We start from the raw sequence: 12,000 nt of genomic DNA, 5'->3' as shown, positions 1-12,000 counted from the left end.
CGGACAGCCATTGCCGCAATCCGGGACACTCTTCGCATCCTGTGGTGTGCCCGGGGAAAGGACGCGATGCCATGTCGGAGGCTGCATCCACTCGAGTCGCCCTGGCGAAGAGCACAACATCGAGAAAGACGACAAGAAGACATTCGACGAGCACCACGGGCACAACCGCCCTGCTGCCGTCGCTCGCCCCGCTGCTCCACGAGTGGGTGCCCCGGCAGCGTTGGTTCGCGGGCAAGGGACAGGACGTCACCGGCTTCTCCCTCGTCGCCGCCACCGAGATACTGCCTCTGGACGCGGCGGGCTCGGGCCCCGGACTGCTGCACCTGCTCGTCCGGGTGCACCAGCCGGGCGGCCGCCCCGCGCCTGCCCAGGGCGACTGCTACCAGCTGCTGCTCGGCGTGCGCACGACGCTGCCCCCGCGCCTGGCCGGAGCCCGCATCGGGCAGGTCACGGACGGGCCGCTGGCCGGCCGCACCCTGTACGAGGGGCTGCACGACCCGCGCGTCGCCGACCTCCTGCTGGAACGATTCCGTAACCCGGGTTCCCTCGGCCCTCTCCGCTTCGACCGGGCGGAACCCATCCCGCCGGGGCTCACCCCGCGCGTCCTGGACGCCGAGCAGTCCAACTCCTCGCTCGTCTTCGGGGACGCCTTCATCCTGAAGATCTTCCGCAGGGTCTTCCCCGGCACCAACCCCGATCTCGAACTCCCGCTCGCGCTCGGCCGCGAGGGCTGCGGCCGGGTTCCCGCCCCGGTGGCCTGGTTCGAGGCGACGACGAGCCCGGAGCCGCTCACGCTCGGGGTGCTGCAACCGTTCCTGCGCGGTGCTCAGGACGGCTGGCAGCTGGCGCTCGCCGCTCTGGCCGCCGGTCAGGACTTCGTACCGGAGGCGCACGCGCTCGGCCGGGCCACCGCCGAGGTGCACATCGCCCTCGCCGCCGCCCTGCCGACGCCGCCCCTGGCCCACGACCGGACCAGGGACCTGGTGGCCGGGATGGTGGAGCGGCTGGAGGCCGCCGCCCAGGCGGTCCCGGCCCTCCTCCCGTACGTCCCGGGGCTGCGCACCGCCTTCGACGCGGTCGCGGCGCTCGGGGACACGGAGTGCGGCTGGGCGGCGCAGCGGATCCACGGGGACCTGCACCTCGGCCAGACGCTGCGGGCGGAGGACGGCTTCTGGTCGCTGATCGACTTCGAGGGCGAGCCGGCCAGGCCGCTGCCCGAACGGCGCGCCCCGCAGCCGACGGTGCGTGACGTCGCGGGGATGCTCAGGTCCTTCGACTACGCGGCCCGCTCGCACCACCCGTGGAACCCCGAATGGGCGGCCCGCTGCCGTGCCGCGTACTGCGAGGGCTACGCCCGCGCGGCGGGTTCCGATCCACGCGCCGAGCCGGAGCTGCTGCGCGCCCACGAGACCGACAAGGCGGTGTACGAGGTGCTGTACGAGGCCCGCCACCGCCCCGACTGGCTGCCGGTCCCGATGGCCGCCATCCAGCGCCTGGCCGGCACGACCGCGTGACCTCCGCTCCCACCACTCACCCCCCGAGCCTTCCGAGGAGGCAGTCTCTGTGACCGCCCGCAAGCCGTCCCGCAAGTCCTCCGATCCCATCGAGGTCCCTCCCACCGCCAAGCCGGTGACCACCGAGGTCACCGCCCCCGCGGCTCCACCCGCCGCGGCACCCGTCCCCGCCGAAGCGCCCGTGGACGCACCCCCGGACGCGCCCCCGCCGCCCCCGGTGAAGCGCGCCCGGGCCAGGAAGACGACGGCCGCGGCCACCGGCGCCCCGCCCCGTCCCCGGCGCGGCGGAGGAAGCAAGAACGTGCTGCCCGCCACCGCCCTGGACGACGCGGACCGGGGCCGGCTGCTCGCCGGTGAGCACCACGATCCGCACGGGCTCCTGGGCGCGCACCCGACGTCGGGCGGAGTGCTGTTCCGGGCGCTGCGTCCCTACGCCCGCTCGGTGACGGTGCTGGCCGGGGGCAAGCGGGCCGAGCTGCAGAGCGACGGCGACGGTTTCTTCTCGGGGATCCTGCCGCTGCCCGCCGTGCCGGACGGGTACCGTCTCCAGGTCGCGTACGACGACAACACGATCGAGGTGGACGACCCGTACCGCTTCCTGCCCGCCATCGGCGAACTCGATCTGCACCTCATCGGCGAGGGCCGGCACGAGGAGCTCTGGAAGGCGCTCGGCTCACAGCCGATGGAGCACCAGGGGGTGTCCGGCACCCGGTTCACCGTCTGGGCGCCGAACGCGCGCGGGGTCCGCGTCACGGGCGACTTCAACTACTGGGACGGCACCGCCTTCCCCATGCGCTCGCTCGGCTCCACCGGAGTCTGGGAGGTCTTCCTCCCGGGTGTCGGCGAGGGCGCCGTCTACAAGTACGACATCTGCCGGCCCGACGGGTCTCACACCCAGCGCGCCGACCCGATGGCCCGGCACACGGAGGTCCCGCCCGCCACCGCCTCGGTGGTCACGGCCTCGCGCCACGCGTGGCAGGACGCGGACTGGATGGCCCACCGGGGCGACCGGCCGGTCCACGAGTCCCCGTTCTCCGTCTACGAGATCCACCTCCCCTCCTGGCGGCCGGGGCTCAGCTACCGCCAGCTGGCCTCCCAGCTCCCCGCCTACGTACGTGAACTCGGCTTCACGCACGTGGAGTTGATGCCGGTATCGGAACACCCCTTCGGTGGTTCCTGGGGATACCAGGTCACCGGCTTCTACGCGCCGACGTCCCGCATGGGCACCCCGGACGACTTCCGCTTCCTGGTCGACGCGCTGCACGCGGCGGGCATCGGCGTCCTCATGGACTGGGTGCCGGCGCACTTTCCGCGCGACGACTGGGCGCTCGCCGAATTCGACGGCCGCCCGCTGTACGAGCACTCCGACCCGAACCGGGCCGCGCACCCGGACTGGGGGACCCTGGAGTTCGACTACGGCCGCAAGGAGGTCCGTAACTTCCTGGTCTCCAACGCCACTTACTGGTGCGAGGAGTTCCACATCGACGGGCTGCGGGTCGACGCGGTCGCCTCGATGCTCTACCTCGACTACTCCCGCGAGGACGGCCAGTGGTCGCCGAACGAGTTCGGGGGCCGGGAGAACCTGGACGCGGTCGCCTTCCTCCAGGAGATGAACGCGACGGTCTACCGGCGCAACCCGGGCGTCGTCACGATGGCGGAGGAGTCGACCGCCTGGGACGGGGTCACCCGCGCCACGGACCACGGCGGTCTGGGCTTCGGCCTGAAGTGGAACATGGGCTGGATGCACGACTCCCTCGTGTACATGTCCAAGGAGCCCATCCACCGCAAGTACCACCACAACGAGATGACCTTCTCGATGGTGTACGCGTACAGCGAGAACTACGTGCTGCCGATCTCGCACGACGAGGTGGTGCACGGCAAGCAGGCCCTGGTCACCAAGATGCCCGGCGACTGGTGGCAGCGGCGGGCGAACCACCGCGCGTACCTCGGCTACATGTGGGCCCACCCCGGCAAGCAACTCCTCTTCATGGGACAGGAGTTCGCACAAGGTGCCGAGTGGTCCGAGGGTCACGGCCCGGACTGGTGGCTGCTCGACGAGACGTACGAGGCCTCCGGCGACCACCGGGGCGTCCGTTCGCTGGTCACGGACCTCAACGCGGTCTACAACGCCCTGCCCGCGCTCTGGCAGCGGGACACCTCGCCGGAGGGATTCAGCTGGATCGACGGGGGCGCCGCGGAGGACAACGCGTTCGCGTTCGTCCGCTACGACGCGGACGGATCACCGCTGATCGCCGTCTCCCACTTCTCCCCGGTGGTGCGGAACGACTACCGCATCGGCGTACCTGACGGTCCCGAGGCCTGGGTCGAGGTCCTGAACACGGACGCGGCACGCTACGGCGGCAGCGACGTACGCAACGAGGAGCCGCTGAAGCCGGAGGCGGTACAGGCGCACGGCAGGGACACCAGCATCACGCTGACGCTCCCGCCGCTGGCGACGGTCTGGCTGCGGCCGGCCTGACGGACGGGGAAGGGGCGGTGCACCCGGAGTCCGGGTGCACCGCCCCCTCCCGGTCGACGCGTCACCCATGTGCGTTACGTTGCGGCCATGGGTGTATCAGCAGCCACGTCCTCAGGGCGGTCCTCGCGGTGAGCACGGAGAAACGGCCGGTGGCACCGGAGCCGGTCCACGAGCCCGGCTGCACGCTGCGGATCCACGAGGTCGAGTACGGGGACGACCTCGGGGTCGTCTGCGTCGTCCGGTGCCTCAGCGGAGTGGCCCGGGCGGGTCAGCCGTTCCGCTCCCCCGCCGCTTCCGCCGGGCACGCACCCGCCGGCCCGCTCACCGTCACCAGGATCGAGTGCTACGGGCGGGAGGTCGCGTTCCTGGACCCTCCCCACACGGCCCGAGTCACGCTCTCCGGGGGACCGGCCGCGGGACTCACCAAGGGGACGGTCCTCTCCGCGGTCCCGTGGTCCGCCGGGCGGCCGGTCTCCACGCGGCTCGTGAACGACCAGGAGGCCGAGGTCACCGTGACCGCGGTGGCACCGGCCGGTTCCGCGGTGGAGGTGGCCGGGATGGCCGTCCCGGGCTTCATCGACCAGGCGAAGCACCCCTCGTGGTGGTCCGAGGAGGTACCGCCGCCACGGATCGGCGACCAGCTGCGTGCGGCGTGCTGGACGATTCGCGAAGTCCGGTGCGCCTCAGCGCCCTTCGGTCCGACATCGAGATCGCACGGACGTCGCGAGACCGCCGCCGCGCACCCCGCACCCCTGACTGAGCGCGTGCCCCTGCCTACTTGAGCGTGTACGAGCAGGGCTTGCCCGTCTCGCCACCCTCGTTCTCGACGACCGTCTTACCGTCGACGGTGATCGAACACCCCGCCGCGACGAGCATGCCGTCGGCCGCGGTCGTGTTGCCCGGCGTGACGAGGACCAACCGGCCGACCTCGCGCTCCGCGCCCCGCGGAGCGATGGTGGCCGTCTTCGTCCACGGCAGGTCCACCTCCGCGAAGTCCGAGTCGTCGAGGGTGTACATGACGTTGCTCTTGCCCGTCCCCTCGACCTTGATCGTCACCTCGTGCGAGGCGCCTTCCTCCACGGCGCCTCCGCCGCCCTCCTCCTGCTTCGCCGATTCCTGAGCGGCGGGGCTGCTCCCCTTGCCCGCGTCGGCCGGCTTCTCCGCGTCACCACCGCAGCCCGTCAGCAGAGCGGCCGCCAGAACGAAGGCCGTCGCGGTAAGTGTCCTGCGCATTGCTTCCCCCATGGTCGATGTCCCCCGGCACGCTCGGCACGTTCCGGGTCCGGGAAGATCGTAGTCAGCCGCACAGGGCGGCACGGACCCAGCGCCGTCTCCGTATGGAAGACACGCGGAGGTGACGCACCGAACTCGTCGGAACCTCATATTCGTAAGCCAGATGCGCTCATCTGAATGAAATCAAAGGCACACGCAGGTGAATACCGCACCTGATGGTGTGTCTGTTGTTTTTCTCCCGGCAACCATTGACGGCCTGACGAGTGCGGTGTTTAAGTGACGCATCCCGATCGGAGACAGTGTCCTCTTATAGGAGACAGCACAGTGGCCACCCAGATCCTCACCTCCTCGCTCAAGACGCTGGAGGTCCTCGCTGCCCTGGCCGACGAGCCGCAGGGTGTGGGTGTGTCCGAGCTGGCCCGCCGCACCGGCGGCAGCCGGGGCTACGTGCACCGGCAGCTGGTGACGCTCTGCGCCGGTGGCTGGGCCGAGCAGGCGGAGGACGGGACCTACCGGCTCAGCCTCCGTGTCTCCCGGCTCTCCGACGCCGCGTTCGCCCAGGCCGGGCTCGGCCACCGGGCCACCGCGGCGATGGAGGAACTGGCCGCCCTGGTCGACGAGACGGTGTCCCTGGCCGTCCTCGACGGTGACTCGGCGCGGATCGTGCAGCGGGTCGAGGTGGACCGGCTGCTGCGCGTCGACTCCCGGATCGAGGCACGGATGCCGATCTCCGACACCGCCTCCGGCCGGGTGCTCACCGCCTGGGCGCTGCCGCACGATCTCGCGGCGCTGCGGGAGGCGGGTGTACCGACCGCCGGTGACGCGGAGCTGGAGCGCATCCGGGAGCTCGGCTACGCGATCTCGCTGCCGAACCGGCTGGAGCCGACGGTCGCCGTGGCGGCCCCGGTCCTCGACGCGAGGCGCCGGGTGATGGCGGCTCTGTCCGTGGTCGGCCCCATGGTCCGCTTCGACGCCGAGGCGGCGGCGGCTGACGCCGTGGCCTGCGCCGCCCGCGTCACCAAGATCGTCTCCGGGAGCAGGTGACCGCCGCCGTCCGACCCCGCACCACCGGGCCCTGACCCGGGCCCCGTACGCAGTACCCGCCCCACCCGCACGGTCCCGGCCCTCGTCCGCTGGACACGACCCATCGCGGCACCCCGGCGCCGCCGCCCCCGACCGGGGCGTGCCCCGCCGTGCCGCCACCCCGCGCACCACACTCGCGACCGGACCCCACCCCCTGCCGGCCGTGTCCTCCCGTACATCCGCATGCCTGGCTCCGGCCCGTCCTCCGCCCTGCCCGGAGCCGCTCCGCCGCCCCGAGGAAGCCGGATCCCCGGCACCGCACCGCACCGCACGACCCGCACGAAAGGAACCATCCGTGGCACCACAGCCCAGCCCGGCCGGGCCCTCCGGCCGGCCGGCCGCCGAGATCATGACCTCGGCCGCCCTCTCCTCCCTGCAGGCCGGGCGCCTCTCGTCGGCCCGCTCCCTGGTCAACCGGATGCTCCGCGAGGACTGGCGCGTCGAGCGCCGCTCACTGACCGTCGAGGCGGACGGCAGCGGCGAGGCCGTCTACCGCATCCACGCCGCGGACCGGGTGATGGACTTCGTGGCCTTCGCCTTTCCGCCGTCGTCGCAGGAGCGCACCCTGCGCATCTTCGACCTCGGCTGGGACATGATGGGCGCCCTCCTCGACGGTCCCGCGACGGCCGAGGACGTCGAGCACACCCGCAACGAGATGCCGCGTCTCTACCACGGCCGCGCCACCGCGCACACGCTCACCTGGTGCCGCGCCAACCGCTCGCTGCGCGTCTTCGAGCACGTCGTGGAGGCGCTGGCCGCGGGCCGGCAGCCCGACACCGTCGCGCTCGCCCGCGTCGGCTATCTGATGCGCAACATCGGCCTCGACGGCAACGGCACCTTCGGCACCCGTACGTTCCTCGCGTACGGCGACGACCACCCGCTCGCGGTGCCGTACCACGCCCAGTTGCTGTCCGCGTACATGATGCGTGAGCTGAGCGCGGACCTGGTCGAGGCGCTGGCCGCCCGCCGTTCGGAGACGGCCGTGGCCCTCGATCCGCAGGTGCGCCGTTTCCTCGGCGTCGGCAACAGCTCCGCGCTCGGCCTGGTCCTGTGGGTCGGCAACCACCCGGTGCTGGTGGACCGCTGGATCTCGCTGCGGGAACAGGCCCTCGCCCACGCCCGGGGCCTCGCGGCGGCTCCCGGTTCCGGTGTGGCGGACTCCCTGGTCGCCCTGCTCGAGCGGGCCGCCGTCTACCAGAGCGAAGACGTCAACGAGTACACCTGCTTCACCCCCGCCGAGCGGATCGTCGCCGACCTGCGACGCGTGCTCGCCGCGATCCCCGGACGCGCCGCCGAGGCCGAGGCCGAGGGCCGGGTGCCGACGGTTGCCGAGCTGGTGGACGGTGTCGAGGGGGTCTGCGACGAGGCTGCCGAGGTGGTCAACTCCGTGCTCACCGAGCTGGATCCGGCGGAGTCGGACCGGCTCGCGGCAGGGCTCACGGTCAACGAGACGTTCCGCCGGGACGGCTCGACGGCCGCCGGTGAGCTGCGCGCGCTGCTCGCCGACCGGTACGCCTGGGCTCTCGCCGTCGACCGGACGGCGCCGGGCGCTGTCGCCAACACCTGGTACAAGTCCCGGTCCGCCGAGGAGCCCCGGTGCGGCGCCACCGCCGAACTGCCCGAGGGCACCGTCGATCTCACCGTGGACATCCCCGGCATGGTCCAGCACCTCGACGGCGTACTCGCCGCCGAGGACCCGGCCCTGCCCGTCGGACGCCTCCTCGCACGCCGGCCGGATCTGCGGGGTGCCGTCGAGCGCCTCCAGTCCCTCGCCGGGCACCCCTATGCCGTACCGCACACCAACATCCGTGACGCCTCCTTCGTGCCCGCGCGGATCATCCGCCTGGCGAACGCCGCCCTCTACGGCCTGGAACGCACCAAGGACTACCTCGGCCGTGACCTGCGCGGCGTGATCTTCCAGGGCGCTCCCACCGCCGCCGACCTGGAGGGTGCCGGCACCGGCCCGTGGTTCTGGCCCGCCGTGCCGCGCCCCGGAAACACCGTCGCCCTCGTACCCGCCCCCTCGAACGGAGCCGCCCGATGACCTCCGCCACCCTCACCAGCGGCACCGGGAGCGACGGCGCCGCCGACCGCCTCGGGCGCACCTGGCAGAACGCCTCCGACGCCGAGACCCTCCGGCTGTCACTGCGCGAACTGCGGCTCATCACCGAGCGTCTGCTCCAGGCCCAGGGCCTCGCGCTCGGCGCCGTACCCGCCGTACGCGACCTCGTGCTGCACGCCCAGGCCGCCGGGCTTCCCGCGCTCCGGTTCCTCTCCGAAGGGCTGAGCGCCGCCGACCGCGCCGGCTCGGGCCGGGTGGAGATCGCCGCCGAGGCCCCGGGCGCGCTCGTGGTCGACTGCCTCGGGCAGAGCGCCCTCGTCGTCGCCCCCGCGCTGCTCGACCTGCTCCAGGCCGAGCCCGGCGAGCGGGTCACCCTGTGGGCCGGGCGCGTCGAGCGCGCCGGGCTCGCCGCCGTACTGGAGCACCAGGGCACCGACCGGGGCGTGGTGCTCACGGTGACGCCCACCTCTTCGGACGCCGCGCCGGGCGCCGGGCTGCCTCCGCTGCCCGAGGCCCTGGCAGGCGACGGCGTACTCCTCGTCATGGAGCGCCGCGCACCCGAACTGCCCGACGACAGCGAACTGTTGCGGCTCCTTCCGCTCGTGGGCTCGCTGCCCGCGGCACGCGCGGTCCACACCGGGGTGGAGACCCCCGCCGCCCTGTGGTGGTCGCTCTTCGAGGACTCGGCACACGCGCTGTCCCCGGAGTCGGTGACCTCTCTCAAGCACGCCGGCGCGACCGCCGTCGACGAGAACGGCGTGATCGAACCCGACCTCACCGACGACGTGGACTTCGTCGGCGGCACGGCCACGGACAACGAGGAGCAGCGGTGAACATCGACGGACTCGAGTGCGGCGTCTTCAACCGGACGGTCTTCGAGGAGCTGCGCGCCGGGCGCGTGGACTGCGTGACCAACACCATCGCGTTCTGGGAGAACGCGGCGGAGACCATGCAGGCCCTCGCCGACTGGTACGGGATGGAGCGCGACAACGCCGATCTCATACGGATCGCGTACTCCACGGCCGACATCGAGGCGGCAGCCGCCGAGGGCCGCACCGCCGTCCTCATGGGGACCCAGAACGCCTCCCCGATCGAGGACCGGCTCGACTACATCGAGCTGTTCGCGCGCATGGGCCTGCGGGTCATGCAGCTCACCTACAACATCCAGAACACCCTGGGCGCGAGCTGTTACGAGACCACCGACGCCGGCCTGACCCGCTTCGGCCGCAACGCCGTCGAGGAGATGAACCGCTGCGGCGTCCTCGTCGACTGCTCGCACGTCGGTGACCGGACCTCGTATGACGCGATCCACGCCTCGGCCGTCCCGGTCGCGGTCAACCACGCCAACCCGCGCGAGTTCTTCGACCACGCCCGCAACAAGCGGCCCGAGGTCATCGACGCGCTCGCGGAGCGGGGCGGGGTGCTCGGCCTGACGATGTATCCGAACATCGCCGGCGAGTGGAGCGAGACCGTCGACAGCTGGTGCGAGCTGGTCGCCCGCACCGTGGAGCGGATCGGCGTCGATCACGTCGGTGTCGGCTCCGACCTCGGTCGCTTCCTCACCGAGGAGCACATGGTGGAGATGCGCAAGGGCCACTGGACGCGCGGCCCCGAGTACGGGGCGGGCAAGCCGGGCCAGTCGCCGGTCGTGCCGGACCCGGAGTGGTTCGAGACGTCGGCCCAGTTCGGCAACATCCCCGCCGGGCTCGCCAAGGCCGGCTTCTCGCCCGCCGAGGTCGAGAAGCTGTGCGGCGGCAACTGGCTGCGCCTGTACCGGCAGACCATCGACGTGGACCTGCGGGGTGGCCCGCCGGCCGTACCCGTGACCGCCTCGGCCTGACCGCCCGGCCCGGCGGCGGACCGACAACCGCCGCCCGGCCGCCACCGACGCACCCGTCAGCCGCCGTACGCCCCCGGAGCGAGCCCCACGCCCCGGGACGCCACCCAGGAGTGACTCCCCCGCCTCCTCCCTGCCCGTCTCTCCGAGTGGAGACCCCGATGCCCCACCGTCCTCCCGCGCCCCGGCCACGGCGGCGCGCTCTCGCCGCCCTCGCGCTGGCCGCCGCCCTGACCGCCTCGCTCACCTCCTGTGCGACCGCGGGTGTGTCCGTCGAAGCCGCGCGCCACACCCTCGTCGTCGACACGGCGTTCAACGCCAAGTCCATCGACCCGGCCCGCGTCTACCAGCCCACCGACTACCTCGTCGACCACGCGCTGTACGAGACGCTGACCACCTACCGGGGCGAGGACCTGCGTACGCCCGTGCCCGGTCTGGCCACCGCCTGGTCCAACTCGGCGGACGGGCAGTCCTGGACGTTCGGCCTCCGTGAGGACGCCCGGTTCTCCGACGGCACCCCCGTCGAGGCGAGCGACGTCGTCTTCTCCTTCGACCGGCTGCGCCACGTCGACGCCAGCCCGGCCTATTTGATGGCCGGGATCTCCGTCGAGGCGAAGGGCGCGGGGACCGTCGTCGTCACCACCGAGTCGCCCCGCGCCGACGTGCCCGCCATGCTCGCCACCCCGCAATTCGGGGTGCTCAACGCCGACGCGGTGCGCGCGCACGGCGGCACCGACGCGAAGAACGCGGTCACCGAGGACAAGGCCGAGACCTGGCTGAACACGGCGTCGGCGGGCTCCGGGCCGTACCGGCTGAAGAGTTACAGCAACTCCTCGCAGATCGTCCTGGAGGCCAACCCGGAGTACGCCGGTGACGCACCGGCCTACCCCAGGGTGATCATCCGGAACGTTCCGTCCGCGCAGCAGCAGCTGCTCGGGGTGCAGTCCGGTGACTCGCAGATCGCCCTCGACATCTCGGCGCTGCAGACCAAGGGCCTGCACGGCGCCGACCTCACCGTCGACAACAGCCGGGCGGCGGAGGTGCTCTACCTCGCGGTCAGCCGTGCGAAGGGCCTCCCCACGGCCTCCGACGACGTGCGGAAGGCCATCCGGCTCGGCATCGACTACAAGGGCCTCGTCGAGGTCGCCGGGCCCGGTTCCACCCAGGCCACCGGCATCCTGCCGACCGTCTTCACCGGGGGTCTCGGCCAGGCGGACGCCGCCGCCCACGATCCCGGGGCGGCCCGCGCCCTCGTCGAGAAGGCGAAGAAGGAACAGGGCCTGAAGAAGATCGAGCTGACCCTCGACTACGCCAGTGACTACCACCGGCTGGCCGGCCTCGATTACGGCGTGATGGCCCAGCGGATACAGAGCGACCTGGGGAAGATCGGGATCACCGTCACGCTCCGGCCCTCGCCGACGTCGACCTCCCTGCAGCGGTACGTGGACGGCAGGACGCAGCTCGCCCTGTGGTCCTACCCGCCGGACTACCTCGACCCGCAGAACGTGCTCGGCTTCGCACCCGGCGACTTCCTCTCCAAGCGGGTGCACTGGCCGGCGAAGGCCGCTCCCGGACTCGCCGCCCTCACGAAGAAGGCGTACGGCTCGGTCGACGAGCAGGACCGGCTCACCGCCTACACGGCGTGGAACCGGGCGATGAACGAGGACGGTCCCTTCGTCCCGCTGCTGGAGCCGAACTTCGTCACCGTCGCCTCGCCCGAGGTCACCGGCCTGGTCCGCAACCCGCTCTACTACCTCGATCTGGCCGCGCTCGGCCGCTCGGAGGGATGACC

9 protein-coding genes are annotated in these 12,000 nt (G+C 72.3%); 8 read left to right on the top strand and 1 reads right to left on the bottom strand.

All coding sequences use genetic code 11. From position 1 onward, the window contains the following. The first annotated feature begins 71 nt into the window (after positions 1-71). The 3 genes from ACIP63_RS13005 to ACIP63_RS12995 all read left to right on the top strand — a co-directional run bounded on the left by ACIP63_RS13005 (position 72) and on the right by ACIP63_RS12995 (position 4,775). On the top strand, positions 72-1,514 hold the full coding sequence (locus tag ACIP63_RS13005; protein ID WP_401514416.1) for a maltokinase: 1,443 nt from the start codon (positions 72-74) through the stop codon (positions 1,512-1,514). Between the two features lie 49 nt (positions 1,515-1,563). Beyond that, positions 1,564-3,993 carry a 1,4-alpha-glucan branching enzyme gene (glgB, locus tag ACIP63_RS13000; RefSeq protein WP_401514413.1) on the top strand — a complete coding sequence of 810 codons (2,430 nt, stop codon included), beginning with the start codon at positions 1,564-1,566 and terminating at the stop codon, positions 3,991-3,993. Positions 3,994-4,142: 149 nt separating this feature from the next. Further along, a complete protein-coding gene (locus ACIP63_RS12995) occupies positions 4,143-4,775 on the top strand; it encodes a hypothetical protein (RefSeq protein WP_401514410.1) in 633 nt (210 codons plus the stop codon). Here the strand turns inward: ACIP63_RS12995 and ACIP63_RS12990 are convergent. Further along, positions 4,768-5,226 carry a hypothetical protein gene (locus tag ACIP63_RS12990; RefSeq protein ID WP_401514407.1) on the bottom strand — a complete coding sequence of 153 codons (459 nt, stop codon included), beginning with the start codon at positions 5,224-5,226 and terminating at the stop codon, positions 4,768-4,770. The genes ACIP63_RS12995 and ACIP63_RS12990 overlap by 8 nt on opposite strands. 324 nt (positions 5,227-5,550) lie before the next feature. Here ACIP63_RS12990 and ACIP63_RS12985 point away from each other — a divergent pair, with 324 nt between their 5' ends. The 5 genes from ACIP63_RS12985 to ACIP63_RS12965 all read left to right on the top strand — a co-directional run bounded on the left by ACIP63_RS12985 (position 5,551) and on the right by ACIP63_RS12965 (position 11,998). Then, entirely contained in the window at positions 5,551-6,270 is a 720-nt protein-coding gene (locus tag ACIP63_RS12985; RefSeq protein ID WP_401514405.1) for an IclR family transcriptional regulator, read from the top strand. A 334-nt stretch (positions 6,271-6,604) separates the two neighbouring features. After that, the gene (locus tag ACIP63_RS12980; RefSeq protein WP_401514402.1) at positions 6,605-8,353 is read left to right on the top strand and encodes a hypothetical protein; all 1,749 of its coding nucleotides are present in this window, start codon (positions 6,605-6,607) and stop codon (positions 8,351-8,353) included. Then, entirely contained in the window at positions 8,350-9,204 is an 855-nt protein-coding gene (locus ACIP63_RS12975) for a hypothetical protein (RefSeq protein WP_401514400.1), read from the top strand. Before ACIP63_RS12980 ends, ACIP63_RS12975 begins: the two co-directional genes overlap by 4 nt. Then, positions 9,201-10,211: a membrane dipeptidase gene (locus ACIP63_RS12970; RefSeq protein WP_401514397.1), complete on the top strand. Its 1,011-nt coding sequence runs from the start codon at positions 9,201-9,203 to the stop codon at positions 10,209-10,211. Before ACIP63_RS12975 ends, ACIP63_RS12970 begins: the two co-directional genes overlap by 4 nt. 158 nt (positions 10,212-10,369) lie before the next feature. Beyond that, positions 10,370-11,998: an ABC transporter substrate-binding protein gene (locus tag ACIP63_RS12965; protein ID WP_401514394.1), complete on the top strand. Its 1,629-nt coding sequence runs from the start codon at positions 10,370-10,372 to the stop codon at positions 11,996-11,998. Positions 11,999-12,000 lie beyond the last annotated feature (2 nt).

The organism is Streptomyces sp. NPDC088746 (assembly GCF_044751065.1).
Taxonomy (GTDB): domain Bacteria; phylum Actinomycetota; class Actinomycetes; order Streptomycetales; family Streptomycetaceae; genus Streptomyces.
Note: the sequence above shows the minus strand (reverse complement) of the source record. Positions and strands in the feature narration are given on the sequence as shown.

Bases quoted from the DNA above. Each gene is read 5' to 3' on its own strand.
- ACIP63_RS12990 (WP_401514407.1), bottom strand. From the start codon at position 5,226: ATGCGCAGGACACTTACCGCGACGGCCTTCGTTCTGGCGGCCGCTCTG.
- ACIP63_RS12975 (WP_401514400.1), top strand. From the start codon at position 8,350: ATGACCTCCGCCACCCTCACCAGCGGCACCGGGAGCGACGGCGCCGCC.
- ACIP63_RS13005 (WP_401514416.1), top strand. From the start codon at position 72: ATGTCGGAGGCTGCATCCACTCGAGTCGCCCTGGCGAAGAGCACAACA.
- ACIP63_RS12965 (WP_401514394.1), top strand. From the start codon at position 10,370: ATGCCCCACCGTCCTCCCGCGCCCCGGCCACGGCGGCGCGCTCTCGCC.